16 protein-coding genes are annotated in these 18,542 nt (G+C 57.0%); 6 read left to right on the forward strand and 10 right to left on the reverse strand.

The genetic code is table 11. The features are described 5' to 3' along the window. Nucleotide 1 precedes the first annotated feature (1 nt). From EMQ_RS04170 to ureG, 3 genes are read left to right on the forward strand one after another with little or no spacing between them, the layout of a single operon-like run. A complete protein-coding gene (locus EMQ_RS04170) occupies nucleotides 2–511 on the forward strand; it encodes an urease accessory protein UreE (protein ID WP_010666819.1) in 510 nt (169 codons plus the stop codon). 15 nt (nucleotides 512–526) lie between these two features. Beyond that, entirely contained in the window at nucleotides 527–1,192 is a 666-nt protein-coding gene (locus EMQ_RS04175) for an urease accessory protein UreF (protein ID WP_010666818.1), read from the forward strand. Then, nucleotides 1,189–1,824, forward strand: a complete 636-nt coding sequence (gene ureG / locus EMQ_RS04180) for an urease accessory protein UreG (protein WP_010666817.1) — start codon at nucleotides 1,189–1,191, stop codon at nucleotides 1,822–1,824. The genes EMQ_RS04175 and ureG overlap by 4 nt, the downstream gene beginning before the upstream one ends. Before the next feature lie 274 nt (nucleotides 1,825–2,098). Here ureG and EMQ_RS04185 read toward each other — a convergent pair whose 3' ends face one another. The 3 genes from EMQ_RS04185 to EMQ_RS04195 form a co-directional block, all read right to left on the reverse strand. Next, on the reverse strand, nucleotides 2,099–2,539 hold the full coding sequence (locus EMQ_RS04185) for a hypothetical protein (RefSeq protein WP_132012001.1): 441 nt from the start codon (nucleotides 2,537–2,539) through the stop codon (nucleotides 2,099–2,101). A 67-nt stretch (nucleotides 2,540–2,606) separates the two neighbouring features. Beyond that, complete coding sequence (locus EMQ_RS04190; RefSeq protein WP_010666900.1) at nucleotides 2,607–3,716, reverse strand: hypothetical protein; 1,110 nt, start codon at nucleotides 3,714–3,716, stop codon at nucleotides 2,607–2,609. Between the two features lie 431 nt (nucleotides 3,717–4,147). Further along, nucleotides 4,148–5,047 (reverse strand): LysR family transcriptional regulator, encoded by a 900-nt coding sequence (locus EMQ_RS04195; RefSeq protein ID WP_018308411.1) that lies wholly within the window; start codon nucleotides 5,045–5,047, stop codon nucleotides 4,148–4,150. Between the two features lie 66 nt (nucleotides 5,048–5,113). On the opposite strand from EMQ_RS04195, the gene EMQ_RS04200 reads away from it, so the two are divergent. Continuing rightward, nucleotides 5,114–5,596, forward strand: coding sequence for a PACE efflux transporter (locus EMQ_RS04200; protein WP_231368000.1), 483 nt, complete (start codon nucleotides 5,114–5,116; stop codon nucleotides 5,594–5,596). Nucleotides 5,597–5,652: 56 nt separating this feature from the next. Here EMQ_RS04200 and EMQ_RS04205 read toward each other — a convergent pair whose 3' ends face one another. From EMQ_RS04205 to urtA, 6 genes are all read right to left on the reverse strand, one after another. Continuing rightward, on the reverse strand, nucleotides 5,653–6,249 hold the full coding sequence (locus EMQ_RS04205) for a hypothetical protein (protein WP_132012000.1): 597 nt from the start codon (nucleotides 6,247–6,249) through the stop codon (nucleotides 5,653–5,655). 127 nt (nucleotides 6,250–6,376) lie between these two features. Beyond that, on the reverse strand, nucleotides 6,377–7,072 hold the full coding sequence (urtE, locus tag EMQ_RS04210; protein WP_010668213.1) for an urea ABC transporter ATP-binding subunit UrtE: 696 nt from the start codon (nucleotides 7,070–7,072) through the stop codon (nucleotides 6,377–6,379). A gap of 12 nt (nucleotides 7,073–7,084) precedes the next feature. Further along, nucleotides 7,085–7,825 (reverse strand): urea ABC transporter ATP-binding protein UrtD, encoded by a 741-nt coding sequence (gene urtD / locus EMQ_RS04215; protein WP_010668212.1) that lies wholly within the window; start codon nucleotides 7,823–7,825, stop codon nucleotides 7,085–7,087. Continuing rightward, a complete protein-coding gene (gene urtC / locus EMQ_RS04220) occupies nucleotides 7,822–8,946 on the reverse strand; it encodes an urea ABC transporter permease subunit UrtC (protein WP_010668211.1) in 1,125 nt (374 codons plus the stop codon). The genes urtD and urtC overlap by 4 nt, the downstream gene beginning before the upstream one ends. Continuing rightward, nucleotides 8,943–10,601 (reverse strand): urea ABC transporter permease subunit UrtB, encoded by a 1,659-nt coding sequence (urtB, locus tag EMQ_RS04225; protein ID WP_010668210.1) that lies wholly within the window; start codon nucleotides 10,599–10,601, stop codon nucleotides 8,943–8,945. The genes urtC and urtB overlap by 4 nt, the downstream gene beginning before the upstream one ends. Beyond that, on the reverse strand, nucleotides 10,594–11,922 hold the full coding sequence (gene urtA / locus EMQ_RS04230; RefSeq protein WP_010668209.1) for an urea ABC transporter substrate-binding protein: 1,329 nt from the start codon (nucleotides 11,920–11,922) through the stop codon (nucleotides 10,594–10,596). The genes urtB and urtA overlap by 8 nt, the downstream gene beginning before the upstream one ends. A 140-nt stretch (nucleotides 11,923–12,062) precedes the next feature. On the opposite strand from urtA, the gene EMQ_RS04235 reads away from it, so the two are divergent. Both EMQ_RS04235 and EMQ_RS04240 read left to right on the forward strand, forming a co-directional pair. After that, a complete protein-coding gene (locus EMQ_RS04235; protein ID WP_231367999.1) occupies nucleotides 12,063–15,413 on the forward strand; it encodes an ATP-binding protein in 3,351 nt (1,116 codons plus the stop codon). Beyond that, nucleotides 15,410–16,297, forward strand: coding sequence for a response regulator transcription factor (locus EMQ_RS04240; protein WP_010668207.1), 888 nt, complete (start codon nucleotides 15,410–15,412; stop codon nucleotides 16,295–16,297). The genes EMQ_RS04235 and EMQ_RS04240 overlap by 4 nt, the downstream gene beginning before the upstream one ends. Before the next feature lie 3 nt (nucleotides 16,298–16,300). Here the strand turns inward: EMQ_RS04240 and EMQ_RS04245 are convergent, their stop codons facing one another. Then, a complete protein-coding gene (locus EMQ_RS04245) occupies nucleotides 16,301–18,541 on the reverse strand; it encodes a primosomal protein N' (protein WP_018308407.1) in 2,241 nt (746 codons plus the stop codon). Between the last annotated feature and the right edge of the window lies 1 nt (nucleotide 18,542).

The following is an 18,542-nucleotide window of genomic DNA, read 5'->3' on the forward strand; positions in this document are numbered from 1 at the left end:
CATGAGATGTTCTGAAATCCTGCCAGCAGGAAGCTGGGACCGTTCGCGTGAGTGCGATGTCTTTTCCGCTGATTACGAAGGCCGTCATCGCCGTCGTATGATGCTTGATCTGCGTTCGGGCGAGCGGATGCTGCTCGATCTGGAGCATGCCCGCCTGCTCCGCGCAGGCGATGGACTGCTGCTGGAAGACGGTCGTGTCGTGAGGGTCGAAGCACAGGAGGAAGACCTGCTGGAAGTGACCGGTCATGATACGCTGCATCTGCTGCGTATGGCGTGGCATCTGGGCAACCGGCACCTGCCTGCCATGATCGAGGAAAAGCGTATTCTCATCCGCAATGATCATGTGATTGCCGACATGGTGCGCGGTTTGGGTGGTCACATCCACACCGTGCGCGCACCGTTTGATCCAGAAACAGGCGCCTATTCCTCCGGACACGGGCATTCCCACAGTCACGGAGAGACGCACGCGCAAGGTCATGAGCATGGCGACGGGCATCATCACCATCACTGATCCCCTGCGAGACGCATGATGGACGCCCTGCAACTCACCAGACTTCTCTCGTGGCTGTCACCGGCTTTTCCAACCGGCGGATTTGCTTACAGCCATGGTCTGGAATGGGCCATTGAGTGCGGCGATGTCACGGATGTGCCGTCTCTCGTCGAGTGGATCGGCAGCCTTCTGGCTCATGGCAGTCTGCACACCGACATGATCCTGCTGCGGGCGGCTTGGCGAGCGGACACGCTGGATGAAATGCGTGTCGTGGCTCAGGAAGGATGTGCTCTGGCGTCCTCGCGTGAGCGGTTTGAAGAAACCGTCAAACAGGGAAATGCTTTTTTACGGGCTGTGAAAATCTGGGACTGTCTTCCTCCCGCCGTCACGACGTTGACCGCCCAATGGCCCCTGCCGGTGATGTATGGCGTTGCACTGAAAGCCGCAGGATTTGACGAGGACGTGGCGGCTTTAGGGTGTGCACACGTCGCGGTTTCCGCCCTTGTCTCGGCGGCTGTGCGCCTGATCCCGCTTGGTCAGACAGACGGATTGCGGGCTCTTGCGGCGCTGGAAAAGCGCATGGCGGCGGCTGTTGCCACAACAAAATCCCTTACGCTGGAAGATGCTGGCGGACTCTGCTTCCGTTCCGATCTTGCCGCGATGCATCATGAAACTCAGGAAACGAGGTTGTTCAGAACATGACAGAGAAACATCACGGACCCTTGCGCGTCGGTATCGGCGGTCCTGTCGGCACAGGCAAGACGGCGCTCATGGATGCGCTCTGCCGCCGCTTTCGCGATGAGTTCGATATCGCGGCGCTGACCAATGACATCTACACGCGCGAAGACGCGGAGTTTCTCACGCGCGCTGGGTCGCTGCCGCCGGAGCGTATCATGGGGATCGAGACGGGTGGTTGCCCGCACACGGCTATTCGTGAGGACGCCAGCATCAATCTTTCCGGTATTGACGAACTGAACGACAAGTTTCCAAATTTGGATATCGTGCTTGTCGAAAGTGGCGGCGACAATCTGGCCGCAACCTTCAGCCCAGAACTGGCAGACCTGACGATCTATGTGATCGACGTCTCAGCCGGGGACAAAATCCCCCGCAAAGGCGGCCCCGGCATCACGAAAAGCGATCTTCTGGTCATCAACAAGATTGATCTCGCCCCTTATGTCGGGGCGGACCTCTCTGTCATGGATCGGGACAGTAAGCGCATGCGTGGTGAAAGACCTTTTGTTTTCACGAATATTCGCAAGGGCGATGGGGTTGAAGAGATCGCCCGGTTCATTTGCGATAAAGGAGGCCTGTCTTCATCCAAAAAGAAATCATAACGAACATTCGGAAGATACCGGGAGTGCCGCATATAGCGGCACTATTACGCATACGGATGTGTTGGATTTTCTAGGCTTTGCCCCAGACTCATCAAAGGGACATAGTCCCTTTGACCCTTATTTGTTAAAAAAGTCAGATGAGGGGGGTTTGACCCCTTGCGGTTACGAGATGATGTCCTGTGCTGCCTTATGTTCGCAAAATACCTTGTGCGCCTTAGAAGAGAGACACTCAGAAACTTTTTAGCATGAATCAGGGTTCGTTTAAAAAGCTTCTTTAAGGGGCCACTCGCATCTGATCGTCTTTCAAACGAGTCTGCGTTGACAGAGGCATTGTCATTGTCGGACAGACCTTCTGTACTTCCTGCCGTTTGATCGCAGCCTGTTTTTTTGTCTGTTTCTCGATGGCTGCATCGGAAACTTCATCGCCGAGAGGTTTCCCCTCTGGTGATAAAGTTACGCCATTCATAATTCCAATTCCCTGAATGGGATCGAATTTTACAAAAAAACCATCATCCGCAGTATCTTTACCACTCGACACAGCATCTGACTGTTTCTGCCGCAGCAAGGTAATCTGATCGGAAACACGCACATCTTCTGCGAAGAGGTGACGGCAATCCATTGCCTCATAGGCCGGAGCTGCTACCGCAAAATCTCTCCCGACACAGGAAAGAATTATAAAAGTCCCAAGCTGGACTGTTCGTTTCAAGGTCATCATACCACTCTCCCCCAGTTTCTGCGTTCGTCAGCACGTCTGCTCAATCATGCCATCCTCTCATTCGACCTCAGTACTGGAACTGCATGCCCAGAAGAAAAGCATTTGAGGTGCGGGTATTGGCAGGATGGTAACGCACATAATCGAACGTGAAACGAAGGTTATGACCATCCATCACGTAGTTGGCTCCAGCATCAAACTGGGTGGTTTTCGGATGCCCCGGACCATAAAGATCTCTTTTGAAACGGAACTGTTGGTAACGGACCAATGGCTGAAGACGACCCCACCCCAGTTTGTAGGGAATCAGATACGCCGTGCTGGCAAGAAAAGCAGTGCCATTATTGACGCCGCCGACATTTCCATATTCCGGCGCCCGCTGACCATATCCCGCAGCGATATCCTTCACGCCATCAGTATAATACTGGTAATACGCGCCTTCCAGAGTATAGACACCTGACTCAGCGTTCTTTCCGATCTTCTTTTCAAAAAGACCGTCAATATTCCAGGCTTTGTAATCACCCTTCTGCTCAGCGCTACCGACACCATCGACTTCATACTGTCCGGCCAGACCGATTGCGAGAATATCAGCCTTACCGTAGTAGGTGCTGGCGGTGTAATAGGCCGGAGATGGCTCTGGATCGAGAAAATTGTATTCCATACGACCAGCAAACATAGGATGTTCACCGTAGTTCGATCCACCATGTACCCAGTTATGCCCTCGATAAATACCAAGAGTATAACGGAACCGGTCTTTCAGGGTTTTCCCCCAGACCGTAACACCGTCATCACGGCCCGACCAGGCCCCTGGATACTGGGAAACAATCGGGTAGGCATATGTGCTCAGGAAGTAAGGACCATCAAGGTTGGAACGGTCACTTCCCGGCAGCATACGACCAAACCAGACATTGAATTCTTTCCACGGCTCCACCTGAAGGATACCATCGAGCACGTTCCAGTTGCCATCTCTCAGCCGTTCAAGATTGAGGGTCGTCTTGACGTATTTATGGAACTGCGCACCCATGTAAATACGCAGATCGCTTGCGCTCGCGGCACTGGAATTACTTGGTGTCGCTCCGGGGTCCTGGGTAAGATACTGCGCTCTCACACCAACACCGAATGTAAAGTACTGGTTTTTTCCGAAATTGACTGTCATGGCAGCCTGTGACTGTTCAGGCGCCATCACTCCCAACGCTGCAAAAGCTGACAAAATGCTTCCACAACGTAGCAATTTCTTTTTTCGGTCCGAAGAAAACCGTGACACTCGCGCAATCATGAACACCCCCTCTTATGGCCACAGCCATCACCCGGCGACCTGATTACGTTACGGCAACGTATCGTATGAGCGGAATGCGTAAAATTACCTATATGTAAGACCACCGCAAACCGGAGAAACAGTCGGGAAACACTTCACAGACAATCACGGCAGAACAACACCCTGATTATAAAAAGATATTTTTATAATCAGGGTGTTCAAAAGGATTTTTTATAGACAAAATACCGATTGAAAGTTTCGAAGGATTTTTGAGAACCATAATCTCAACAAGAACAATCAACTACGAAAATTCGAAATATCGTTCTTCCTGAAACAGTTTTCAAATTCAGAATCAATCCTTACCCATCAGAAACAATAAAGACACTTTTCTCCTGGGATATTCTCTCCCTCAACCAGAGAGCTGCTGGACCGTGCACCTTTTTCTTATGCCATACGATCGACAAGGGAACCTCGTGATGACCGGCATCAAACAACAGTTCAGGCACCACAATGTGCGAAGCCACCGGCGAAGACGCCAGAACATGATCTGAAATGAAAGCCCATCCTACCCCGTGTTTGACCATTTCCAGAATGAGCCAGTTACTTTCAACCCACCAGACTTCAGCTGCTATACGCAGGCTTTCCCTTTTCTGCTTCTTGCCTCGGGACGCCACCAAAATCTGGCGATAACGTTTCAGTTCTTCCCAAGCCACAGGCTGCATTGCCAGTGGATGGTCTCGGCCACAGACCAGCCGAAGCGGCACACGTCCTATCGTCCGAAAAGCAAGATCAACCGGAGGTGTCGTCTGCTGCCACATCACGCCGAGATCCGCCGTCCCGGCCAGCACCATGTGGCCAACATCTTCCATCAGCGGTAACAGCAGTTCCAGTTCGACATGCGGAAAACAGGCTGCAAAATCCTGAAAAATGGAACCAAGCGCATTTTCCGGATACAGTTCGTCAACAGCAACGACCAGGCGGTTTTCCACACCTTCTTCCAGAGAGCGAGCCACGCCGACCAGATGCTCCCGCCGATCCAGAACGACGCGCGTTTCTTCCAGCAGTCTCTGACCTGCCGGTGTCAGAACGGGCACACGCCCTTCACGACTGAACAGTAACACTCCGAGGTCATCTTCCAGATTGCTGATATGCGTGCTGATCGCTGACTGCGCCTTGCCGGTCCTGCGTGCCGCCGCAGAAAAGGAACCGGCTAATGCGGCTTCCACGAAAGCCTCCAGTTGCTCAAAAGAGATACTCATTGACCTATCTTTAAAACAGATTGATTCTAACTTTTTCCATCTAAAAATCCGTGTAGATTGCCGCGCATGTCAACCGAATCCACTCAATCTTCCCCAGCCATGCGTTCCGGTGCCGATCGCCTCCGTCATATGGTGCTCTTCGAATGTCTTGCGCTGGCTATTGTTATACCGTGCGGCAGCATGCTGTTTGGCGTGCAGGGTTCAGACATGAGCGCCATCGGCGTCGGCTGCGCTATTACTGCGTCGCTATGGAATTATGGATACAATCTATTTTTCGACCGCATTATGCGCCACCTGACAGGCTCGACCCGAAAGAGCATCCCCGTGCGACTGCTGCACACGCTCCTGTTTGAAATAGGATTACAGCTCGTACTGTTGCCCGCAATTGCGCTCTATCTCGGTATCTCGCTCATGCAGGCCTTTTCACTCAACATGGCGATTGCGCTCTTTTATCTGGCCTATACGTTTCTGTTCAACATAGCCTATGACTCGATCTTTCCGGCGGGAGGCGTTGCCGCGAAATCATCTCCGACCGTCACGGCCGAATAAAAGGGCTGCCTGAAATTATCAGGACAGGCTCGAATGAGGCCCGTCCTGATTGTGTTTCACATATGACTGGACGTTTTCTTCGTCTCATCTTCCGCGCTGCCTGTGTCCACAGCCGGAACCAGATCAGAATGATGGAGAAACCGCGACACAGTCGGCGCTGATCCCCGGACATCAGGGGCAGCACTACCCTGCATGCATCCCGCCTGGCTCCCCGTGTCGGAAACATGCACGACCGGAGCAGCCTGTCCGTTCTGACTCATCGTGACTGTCTTGGAACAGGCCGCGCCATTCCCGCTCCAGCTCACGCTGGTAATGGACTGGTAAGAAGACCCACCCATCATGCCGGCTGCTGGCGCTGCTATAGCTGGCGTATGCTGGGCGACCTCAATCATCCGCTGCTCAGCCTTCTGCATCATCGCCATCTGCTGCGCCATCATGCGGTCCATATTCTCAAAGAGAGACTGCATGGGCACGACATTGACAGGCTGAGCAGCAGGCGCACGGATCAGCACACCGATCTGATGACCCTGAGTATCGACTACGCGGATCAGTTCCTGCGCCATTGCCTGTGGCGAAAGCGATACTGTCGCCACACCGGCAACCAGAGTAACCGCTGAAAGTTTGCCCAGAAAAGACTGTCTGAAGAAACGCATCACCAAACCCTCCATCAGGAAAATCTGTCTCTCGTTTCGTGGCCCGAAAACAGTTACCAATCTGTTTACGCGGCCATCAGAAATCAAGGGTTTTTGCTTCCAAAAACTGAAACCCTGATCCGCAACCTCAGATCGCCACCAGCCCCCGGATCTCCTCAGCTTCCAGTGTCTCGACAGCCCCGTTGGCAACAACCTTGCCACGGTCAAGAACAACCACATCCTGCGCCAACTCATAGGCGAAATCGAAATACTGCTCGACCAGCAGAATCGCCATATCGCCACGATCCCGCAGCATGCCGATCACCGAACCAATATCCTTGATGATGCTCGGCTGAATACCTTCGGTCGGCTCATCCAGCACCAGCAGACGCGGACGAATCACGAGCGCACGACCGATCGCAAGCTGCTGCTGCTGCCCACCTGAAAGATCGCCGCCACGACGGTCCCGCATCTTCGCCAGAATGGGAAAGAGATCATAGATCTCGTCCGACACTTTCCGCTGACCACGCGGCAGAAGACCAAAGCCGGTCTCCAGATTTTCCTTCACTGTCAGCAGCGGAAAGATGTCACGTCCCTGCGGCACCGTAGCGATGCCGCGTCGCGCCCGCTCATAGGCAGGCAGGCGCGTGATATCCTCCCCTTCCCACATGATCTTGCCGGACGAGACGGCGTGCATCCCCGTGACCGCGCGCAGAACGCTGGTCTTGCCGACACCATTGCGGCCCAGCAGGCACGTCACGGCACCAGCGCGCGCAGAGAGGGACACGCCGCGCAGGGCAATCGCCGCGCCGTAATAAAGTTGAATGTCCTGAACGTCGAGCATCTGTCTGTTTCCTCAGCGTCCGAGATACACTTCGATCACACGCGGATCGTTGCTCACCTGATCCAGCCCGCCCTCCGCGAGAACCGAACCTTCGTGCAGCACGGTGACTTTCACATCCAGCGCCCGCACGAACTCCATGTCATGCTCCACAACAACTACACTGCGTGTCTGGTTGATCTCACGGAGAAGATCAGCCGTCTCCATGGTCTCCGCGTCCGTCATACCCGCCACAGGTTCATCGACCAGCAGCAGGTCCGGCTCCTGACCGAGCAGCATTCCGATTTCCAGCCATTGTTTCTGACCATGACTCAATCCACCAGCCTGCCGGGATGCCTCACGGCCCAGACGGATTGTGCACAGCAGGCCATCGATCCGGACTTTTTCTTCCGCCGTTTCTTTTGCGAAAAGCAAAGCGAAAGGAGAACGCAATCCTTTCAGCGACAGCAGAAGATTATCGCGAACGGTCAGTTCCTCGAACACCGTAGGTTTCTGGAACTTGCGACCAATCCCCATGCGGGCGATGGCCGGTTCATCCAGCTTCGTCAGATCATGCTCGCGGAATTTGACCACGCCTGTATCAGGGCGCGTCTTGCCGGTGATGATGTCCATCATCGTGGTCTTGCCAGCACCGTTCGGTCCGATAATGGCCCGCATTTCACCGGGAGCCAGCGACAGCGAGAGGTCATTGATCGCCCGGAAACCGTCGAACGTGACGGAGACATGGCTCAACTCAAGCAGGGTTCCAGCGCTCATGCCTCGCCTCCTTCCGGATTGGTCACTTCAGGCGTTACTTCGGAAGGCCGTTTTTCTGGCAGGTGACGCATCAGTCCCATCAGTCCCTGCGGGAGAAACAGCGTTGTCGCCATGAACAATGCGCCAAGACCATAGAGCCACATTTCCGGCAGCCAGGCGGTGAACAGTGTCTTGCCAAGATTGACGAGGATCGCGCCTATGACAGCGCCGGACAGCGTGCCACGTCCACCAACCGCCACCCAGATCACCGCTTCGATGGAGTTGGCGGGCGCAAACTCGCCGGGATTGATGATGCCGACCTGAATGACATAGAGCGCGCCACCGATCGCCGCGATTACAGCGGAGAACACCCAGACCAGCAGCTTGACCTGCTCGGGACGATAGCCAAGGAACCGCGTGCGACTTTCCGCATCACGCACGGCAATCAGCAGACTTCCGAACCGGCCTCCAACCACATACCGCGCCGCCAGCAACGCCCCTGCAAGAATGAGGCCGCTGATAAACAGCATCCCGGCGCGGGTGTAAGGGCTGTGCAGGTCAAAACCGAGAATGTCCTTGAAATCGGTCAGACCGTTGTTGCCGCCAAACCCGAAGCCATTCTGGAAGAAAGCCAGCATCAGTGCGTAGGTCAGCGCCTGCGTGATGATCGACAGATACACGCCCGAGACGCGGGAGCGGAACGCCAGCCAGCCGAACAGTCCCGCCAAACCGGCAGGCACGACCAGCATCAGCAGCAGCGCCACAGGAAAATGGTCAGAACCCCACCAGTACCAGGGAAGGCTTTTCCATGACAGGAAGACCATGAAATCCGGCAGATCGGCATTGCCGTAAACACCGCGCGCACCGATTTCCCGCACGAGATACATGCCCATCGCATAACCGCCGAGCGCGAAGAAGGCTGCATGCCCAAGCGTGAGGATTCCGGCAAAACCCCAGACCAGATCAACAGCGAGCGCCAGCATGGCATAGGCCAGATACTTGCCGGCGAGCGTCATGATGAACGGTGACACCTGCACCGGGCTGGACGCGGGCAGCAGACTGCCCACTGCCAGCACGCCCGTCAGCAGGACAACGATGACCGCCGTGACGGACGCGCCACGAAATGAGAGGGATGCGTTCACGATTCCACTCCCCGGCCCCGCAGCGGGAACATGCCGCGCGGATGACGCTGAATGTAGAGAATGACAAGAACGAGCAGCAGGATCTTGCCCGACACGGCCCCGACCAGCGGCTCAAGCGCCTTGCCGCCGACACCGAGCGTAGCCGCCGCAGCCAGCGTGCCCCACAGATTGCCCACACCGCCGAACACGACGACGAGAAAGCTGTCGATAATATAGCTCTGCCCCAGATTGGGGCTGACATTGTCGATCTGACTGACCGCGACCCCCGCCAGTCCGGCGATACCGGAGCCAAGGCCGAAGGTCAGCGCATCGACCCGCGCCGTGCGGATGCCCATCAGCGCCGCCATGCGCCGGTTCTGGGTCACGGCCCGCATTTCCAGACCAAGAGGCGTGCGACGCAGCACCAGCATCAGTCCCGCCATGACCACGCCTGCAAAGATCATGATGGCCAAACGATCAATCGTGACCTCGATGCCGCCGAGATGAAAGGAGCCGGACAGCCACGGTGGCGTGATGACCGCCACATTCGTCGGGCCAAACAGGGAGCGGATGACCTGCTGGAGAATGAGAGATAGCCCCCACGTCGCCAGAAGCGTTTCAAGCGGACGACCATACAGGAACCGGATCAGTCCGCGTTCAATGACGATCCCCAGTGCTCCACACACCAGAAAGGCAGCAGGAATAGCAAGGATCAGACTGAACGACCCCAGAGCAGGCGCAACGGAAAACACGGCTTTCTGGGTCAGCCACGTCGTGTAAGCACCGATCATCATCAGTTCGCCGTGGGCCATGTTGATCACGCCCATGACGCCGAAGGTGATGGCCAGCCCCATGGCGGCCAGCAGTAGCACGGAACCAAGACTCAGCCCGTAAAACGCATCCTGTCCGAAACCCCAGAGTTTCAGCTTGAAATCGATGGAAGAGACAGCCGCTTCAGCAGCCTTACGTGTCGTCGGGTCCAGAGTCTCCGAAGTGGATGCCTGAGCCAGCACGCCGCGTGCATCCAGTCCTCCAGCGGCCTTGAGTTTTGCCACAGCCTGCTGCTGAGCCTGCGCATCGGACGCCGGAGCACCGGGGCTGAGCAGCGCCGCCGCACGGGCGTTGAGCAACGTGTCTTTCAGGGCGGCGTCATCGGTTTTTGACAACGCCTTGTCGATGGCGGGCAGCATGGCCGGATCGTGGCGCTGATAGAATACGTTTGCGGAAGCCTGCCGCTCCGCAGGCGTGCCGGAGACCAGTTCCAGCTCAGCCTCGGCTGCTACAACAGCAAGCCTGACACGGTTATTGACCCGGACAGGGCGCAGGTTTTCCTCATCAGGCGTGACGGTCGCACCGGACCGGGCATCCTCCCACCCACTGTCAGTGCGGATGAACAGACCGTCGCCCTCGCGAGCGGCAAAAAGTTTCCTGTCGGCCAGAGCGCGCAGAACAGGGAGAGCCCGAGGCCCTCCCTGCTGCGCAATCTGATCGACTGATGAAGCGATGGTATTGAACTGCGTTGTCGCAAGTCCGGCGAACGCATCTTCATCCGCCCGTGCATGCTGGGGCTGAATGAAAAGCAGACTCAGCAGGACGACGGCGAAGATACCCCGCACACCGTTCCGCATTTTCCGGCCTGAAAGGGCTGCCGGACCCGACATCGCAACGTCAGCCATGCTTTGCTCCGAGACAGGCCTTTTTGACCGTATCGTAATTTCCGCAATTGATGGGCTTGGTCCAGTCGCCGATCAGGTTCTTCGTCTCGGCCACATAAGGCGACCAGGCCATGCCCGGCACTTCCTTGGGTGTCTGCCAGACGACGTTGAACTGCCCGTCATCCTGAATCTCGCCGATATAGACTGGCTTGGTGATGTGATGGTTCGGAAGAACCTGCGCCGTGCCGCCCGTCAGATTGGGCTGTTTGAGACCGACCATCGCTTCGATGACCTTGTCATGGTCTGTGGAACCAACCTTCTCGACCGCCTGAACCCACAGATTGAAGCCGATATAGGACGCTTCCATCGGATCGTTGGTCGTACGCTTCGGATTCTTCGTGTAGGTATGCCACTCCTTGATGAAGGACTTGTTGGCAGGGCTGTCGATGCTCTCGAAGTAGTTCCAGGCGGCGAGCTGACCAACGAGCGGCTTGGTGTCCATACCGGCGAGCTCTTCCTCACCGACACTGAAGGCCATGACGGGAATATCTGTGGCGGAGATGCCCTGCGCGCCCAGTTCCTTGTAGAACGGGACATTGGCGTCACCATTGATGGTGGACACAACAGCCGTTTTCTTGCCTGCTGAACCAAAGGCCTTGAGCTGCGACACGATGGTCTGCCAGTCGGACTGACCGAACGGCGTGTAGTTCACCATGATGTCGGCGTCTGCGATGCCTTTGGATTTCAGGTAGTTCTGAAGGATCTGGTTCGTCGTGCGCGGATAGACATAATCCGTGCCGATCAGTGCAAAACGCTTCGCTCCGCCGCCGTCGGCGCTGAGCAGATAATCGACCGCCGGGATGGCCTGCTGGTTAGGGGCCGCGCCCGTGTAGAAGACGTTGCGGCTGCACTCCTGTCCCTCATACTGCACGGGATAGAACAGGATGCCGTTGAGTTCCTCGAACACCGGCAATACGGACTTGCGGGACACGCTGGTCCAGCAACCGAACACGGACGCCACCTTGTCTACGGCGAGAAGCTGACGGGCCTTCTCGGCGAACAGCGGCCAGTTGGAAGCGGGATCGACCACGACAGCTTCCAGAGGACGCCCCAGCACGCCGCCTTTACGATTCTGCAATTCGACCAGCATCAGGATGACGTCTTTCAGCGTGGTTTCGCTGATGGCCATGGTGCCCGACAGGGAATGCAGCACACCGATGCGGATCGGCTCGCCTTTGGGCGCTGCTGCGGCAGCCCCTTTCACACCGGCAAGCATCGCTGCGGATGCGGCGAGACTGAATTTCGTAAAATCACGGCGGGAGAAACGCGGCGACATCGTCATGGCCTCTGTCCTTCTGATACTGACATGAGCATCCCCACCGGGGCAGATTTTCCCATACGCAAACTTGCGTAGTTCATTACGATGTCGCATCTGGCATGAGGGATGCAAAGGAAAACACAGATGCAGGAGCGGTTGTCCGGGTGCCCAGGCGTGTTGCCATGAGGCCATTGCGCATCGTGCGTATGCGCCGCGACTACAATCGCTGGGCGGCCGACCAGTCGCTCGAGGATTACGCCCTGCGCTTTACGGCCCGCTCAGCCCGGGCCGCAACGCCTTTGCGAGCGGCACTGACGGCTCTAGGCTCCATTTCCTTTCTCGCGCTTGAGGCGATCGGCGGCACGCTGACAATGGCTTTCGGTTTCACCAACACGGCCCTTGCCATCGCTTTCGTCAGTGTTGTGATCTTTCTGGTGAGCCTGCCCATCTGCGCCACGGCTGCCCGCAGCGGTCTCGACATCGACCTGCTCACACGCGGCACGGGGTTCGGCTATATTGGCTCAACCCTGACCTCGCTGATCTATGCCAGCTTCACCTTTATCTTTTTCGGGATCGAGGCCGCCATTCTGGCCGCGTTGCTGGAGCAAATTCCTGGGATTTCCCACACCATTGCGTGCTGTCTGGCAGCCCTGCTTGTCATTCCACTGGTCACTGGCGGGTTCCGGTTTATCGCACGATTCCAGATCTTTTCTCTCCCCATCTGGTTCGCGCTCAACCTCATTCCCCTGATCGCCATTCTCTACGCTCACCCAAACTGGATCGGCGACTGGGTGCAGTTCAAGGGACTGGCCTCAACCCAGCCCGTAAACATCTTCGCCATTGGTAGTGCAGCGTCCATCATGTTCGTGCTGATCTGTCAGAGCGCGGAACAGGTGGATTTTCTGAGGTTCATGCCTTCCCTGACACGCACCAACCGGGTGAGATGGTGGTGCGCGCTGATTGCCGGAGGACCGGGCTGGATTGTGTTTGATGCGGCCAAGCTTTTCGCTGGATCGTTTCTGGCGTGGGCGGTCCTGAATGCCGGCTTTTCACCAGACCGTGCCGTGCAGCCCCAGCAGATGTACAGGCTGGCCTACGGCACATTCCTGTCGCCTGCGTTCGCGACACTTGCCACTGCGGCTCTGGTCATCGTCGCCCAGTTCAAGATCAACATCACCAACGCCTATGCAGGCTCCCTCGCCTGGTCGAATTTCTTTTCCCGATTGACGCACTCCCATCCGGGACGGGTGTTCTATGTCCTGTTCACGGTAGCGCTTGCCCTTCTTCTTATGCTCGCCGGTCTGGTCAGCACCATTGAGACGGGCATCGTCCTGTATGCTGATCTTGCCGCCGCATGGGTCGGCCCCATCCTCGCGGATATCGTGCTGTGCAAACCTCTCAAGCTCAGTCCACCCTTTGTCGAATTCAAACGCGCGCTCCTGCCGGACATCAATCCCGTAGGGCTGGGTGCGGCGTTCACAGGCGCTGTGACGGGCATTCTCTGCACTGACGGCTATTTCGGCCCCTATGCCTCGGCGTTTTCGCCGTTCATCGCGCTGGGACTCTCGTTTCTGGTGACGCCCCTTCTGGCGGCGCTGACAGGCGGGCGAACCTATCTCGCACGACGGGCACCCGCAGACTGGAACACACGCGGTTCCATGAAATGCGTGATCTGCGAACACACCTTTGAAGCTACCGACATGGCCAGTTGTCCTGCCTATGGCGGAACCATCTGCTCACTCTGCTGCTCGCTGGACGCCCGCTGCAATGATCGCTGCAAACCTGCTATCACGCATCTAAGGCAACAGTTCAGTCTGCCTTTCGATCTCCTCCCGCAAAAACTCAAAAGCTTTCTTTTATCGACAAAGGGCCGTTTTCTCCTTTTTTCCGGTCTTGGCACCGCGGCGATGCTGCTGATCGGCGATAGCGCGCTGGCCCATCATCATGCCTACCTGGTGCTGTTTCTTCTTGTCGTTCTGACATCCTGGCTTGTCGTGCTTGGGCAGGATGGACGACAAGCTGCGGGAGAAGAAACACGCCGACAAACCCTCCTTCTGATGAACGAAATCCGTGCCCACCAGCGGACAGACGCCGCCCTGAAACGGGCACGGGAAAAGGCTGAGGCCGCCAGTCTGGCAAAAACCCGTTATCTGAGCGGCATCAGTCACGAAATCAGAGCGCCCCTGAACACCATCATGGGTTACACCCAGATTCTCCAGAACGATCATCGTATTCCCGCAGATCGGCAGGATGTTCTGCGCACCATTCGGGAAAGTGGTGAGCATATGACCGGACTTCTGACCGGACTTCTCGATATTTCCAAAATCGAGGCCGGTCGGATCGAGCTCTACAGCGACAGGATCGCTCTCGGTCAGTTCCTCAACACCGTTGTGCAGATGGTCCGCCCGCAGGCACGAGCCAAACGACTGGATTTCCATTATCATCCTGGATACCTGCCGCCCGTCGTGATGGGAGATGAGCACCGCCTCCGTCAGATCCTACTTAACCTGTTGTCCAATGCCGTGAAATTTACTCCATCCGGCTCAGTGACGTTCACGGCGAACTGGCGCGGCCAGATTGCCGAATTCATCATCGAAGATACCGGACCGGGCATTGCTCTTGCCGATCAGGAACGGATTTTCGAACCATTCGAAAGAGCGGCCGGAGACGCTGTCCCCGGCACAGGTCTGGGGCTGACAATCACGCGCCTCCTCACTCATATTCTGGGAGGAGAACTCACTCTGGCGAGTGAGGTCGGACATGGAACACGCTTCCGGGTGCGCCTGCTCCTGTCCGACCGTGCCGAAAATGCAACCCCCGTCCTTCAGGGACTTCCCTCGGGCTATGACGGCGCCAGAAAAACCATACTGGTGGTCGACGACAATGCCGCTCATCGACGTATGATGCATGAATTTCTGGGGTCCAGACATTTCAATATCCACGATGTCTCTGGCGGTGTTGAATGTCTTGAATTTCTGAAAACAGAACTTCCTGACCTGATCATTCTCGATCTCTCCATGCCGGGCATGGATGGACGGGAACTGGCGCTGCGCATTCGGGAAACCAGTGCAGGCCATCTCCCCCTGCTCTTTCTCACCGGCAACGTGACTGAACTGGCAGCGCGTCGTGTTCCTTCACTGGATGACTGTACAGTGCTGCCAAAACCCGTCGATTTTCAGGTCCTTCTCGATGAAATCGGGCGACTTCTGGATCTGCAATGGGTGTTTTCATCTGACGATGAAGCGCTCCAGACACTAGCTTCAGAGCAGGAGACGACACGAACACCGGACAACATCAAACTCGACCTTTCATCGAATATCTCTTTGACAGAAAATGAGAAAACAGACCTTCTCGAACTGATCAACTCCGGAAACGTCCGTCTTTTACGACAAAAACTTGATCTTCTCTGTAACAGTTATCCTCATCTTGTCATGACTCTTGACCCCATTAAGCAAGCAGCCCGCACCTATCAACTCGAAACAGTCAGACGTTTGCTGGAGGAACTGCCCGCATGACACGTGAGACACCCTCCCGTTCCACCCTGCTTGTAATTGATGATGATCCAGCCGCCCTTGGCATGATGGACGAGGCACTGACAAATGCCGGTTACTCGGTTCTGCTGGCGCAATCTGGTGACAGCGCCTTTGAAGTCATGAACCGGACCCTGCCTGATCTCGTGCTGGTCGATGCGATCATGCCGGGACTGAGCGGCTGGGATATCTGCCGCAGCATGAAGGCGGATGCCACGCTCAACGCTCTACCCGTCATCTTCATGACCGGTCTGACGGAAATCGAGCATGTCCTGCGGGCGTTCGAAGCTGGGGCCACAGACTATGTGACCAAACCATTCCACTTCGCCGAAGTTCTGGCCCGTATCGAAATTCACCTGATCGCCGCACGTCGTATCCGAACGGCTCATGCAGCCTTGGACAGCGTCGGCAGACGCTTCTTCGCCCTTGATGACAACGGTGAACTGCTGTGGTCCACTCCAAAAGCCGCCGAGTTTCTGGCGCAACTCCCTTCGCCCGAGCATTTTTCCAAATTCGTCATGAAAAAATCGGAACCGGGACAGGTCATTTTCACTACCCCTCATCAGAATGGTGTTCTGCGCGTCACTTTTATCGGACGGGACGGCCCTCAGGAATGGCTGTTCTCCATCGCGTTTCAACTGGATCGTCCCGAACAGATTCTACAGGAAAAATTCGGTCTTAGCGCACGGGAAGCAGAAGTTCTTCTGTGGATCAGCCGGGGAAAAAGCAGTCGCGATATTGCTGAAATCCTCAGCATCAGTCCGCGCACAATCGATAAGCACACCGAGCAGCTTTATAACAAGGCCGGTTTCAGCGGGCGTGCGGCCGCAGCGGCGGCGGCTTCACGACTGTTGGGGGATATAGAATAACGCTCACATAAACGAAATCGGGTCTACATCCACATCCACGCGCACAGTACTCGTAAACGTCACCTGCCCCAGCCAACGCCGCAGGATCGGCTGCACGGCGATATTCCGATGCGTCCGCAGCAACAGCCGTCGTCGATGTCGACCACGCAATACGGCAATCGGCGCGGGAACCGGGCCAAGCACTTCGATCCCGTTGCCATGCGGCGCGGAAACACCAAGCTGTCGAGCCGCATTATCCGCAGCATCAGCATTTTCCGAACTGACAATCAACGCCGCCAAGCGTCCAAAAGGCGGCCAGAAACCCGGCTTCCGCTGATCGGCTTCCTCCGCCATGAAAGCCGCGAAATCGCCCGAAACCAGTGCCTGCATGACGGGATGTTCCGGTGTAAAGCTCTGAAGCAGCACCTCGCCGGGCGCTTCCGCACGTCCCGCACGGCCGGCGACCTGATGCAGAAGCTGCATCGTGCGCTCCCCTGCCCGCAGGTCAGCCCCTCCCAACCCAAGATCAGCATCCACCACACCCACAAGCGTCAGGTGCGGAAAATGCCAGCCCTTGGCGACAATCTGCGTGCCAATGATGAGATCCACTTCCCTCCGTGAAATCTTGCCGACAGCCTCCGCCGTTGCCGCCGGACCGCTGATCGTGTCGCTGGCCATCACCATGATCCGCGCATCAGGAAATTCGCTGCGGGCTTCTTCCGTTATGCGCTCGATCCCCGGACCGATGGCTGTCAGACTGTCCTCAGCTCCGCATGTCGGGCAGGCATGAGGAACAGGCTCAGTATGCTCACAGTAATGGCAGGCCAGAACATGCTTTTTCCTGTGTTCAACAAGCCATGATGTGCAGTGAGGACATTCCATCCGATGCCCGCAGGTCCGGCACAACGTCAGCGGCGCATAACCGCGACGATTGAGGAACAACATGGCCTGTTCGCCACGCCCGAGCCGGGTTTTCACCGCTTCCACAAGCACAGGTGAAAGAAACAGTCCGCGTGGTGGCGGGTTTTCCCGCATGTCGATCAGATGCGTCTCAGGCATGGCTGCGCCGCCATGCCGTGCCGTCAGCACCAGATGCCGGTAACGCCCGGTCTCGACATTGTTCAGCGTCTCAAGGCTCGGCGTCGCGGAAGCCAGCACGATGGGAGCCTTGGCCAGCCGTGCCCGCACGACCGCCATGTCACGGGCGTTGTAAGTAACGCCTTCTTCCTGCTTGAAAACAGCCTCGTGCTCTTCGTCAACAATCACAAGGCCCAGATCGCGAAACGACATGAACAGCGCCGATCGCGCACCGACAATGACCTTGGCCGAGCCGTCCTCGCAGGCTGCCCATGTCAGACGGCGCGCCTTCTGCCCAATCTCGGAATGCCAGACCGCCGGGCGCACACCAAAACGTCGGGCGAAACGGTCCATCCACTGAGCAGACAGAGCAATCTCGGGCAGCAGAACCAGCGCCTGTCGCCCCTGCGCCAGACATTCAGCTACCGCTTCCAGATAGATTTCAGTCTTGCCGGAACCGGTCACGCCTTCCAGCAAGGTCGCGGAAAACGCACGCTCATCGACACGCGCCCGCAACTCGGTGGCGGCGGTCGCCTGATCGCCCTCCAGAACCGGCGGATTATGAAAGGGATCCGGTTCCGCAAAGGGAGAGACCGGCCCCATTAGCATGCTTTTCAGAACGCCAGCATCCGCCAGACCGCGCACGACCGACACGCCGACACCTGCCTTCTCTGTCAGTTCCGCCATTGTCACCGGGGCCGCACCCTGCGGCAGGGCGTCCAGTACAGCACGGCGGGCGGGCGTCATCCTTAAGGACTCTGGCGGCTCCCCAATACGCACCCACCCCACGGCGGCCGCTGTCTGCTCGCCACGCAGATGGGAACGCAGCGCCATCGCCAGCACCATGCCCGGCGGCGCAAGCGTATAGGCCGCAACCCAGTCGATGAATTGTCGCAATTCAGCCGAGAGCGGCGGCAGATCGAGCCGCTCCTTGATCGGACGCAAACGGGAGGCGGCAATTTCAGGCGGCGGAGGCGGTGCAAGATCAACAGGAAGCACCGTCTGTTCCCAGACCACGCCTGTTTCCCGCCGACCACCCAGCGGCACGACCACCACATCGCCGGGGGCAAGCGAATCAGCCAACGACTGCGGAACGGCATAATCCAGCGCACAGGGAAACGGCAGTGGCAGCAGGACAGACACGCGCTTTCGCGAAGGCAAAGGTTCCAGTAGGCTGCTCTGCACCATG

The sequence above is a fragment of the Acetobacter aceti NBRC 14818 genome (genome assembly GCF_000193495.2).
Classification (GTDB): Bacteria; Pseudomonadota; Alphaproteobacteria; order Acetobacterales; family Acetobacteraceae; genus Acetobacter; species Acetobacter aceti.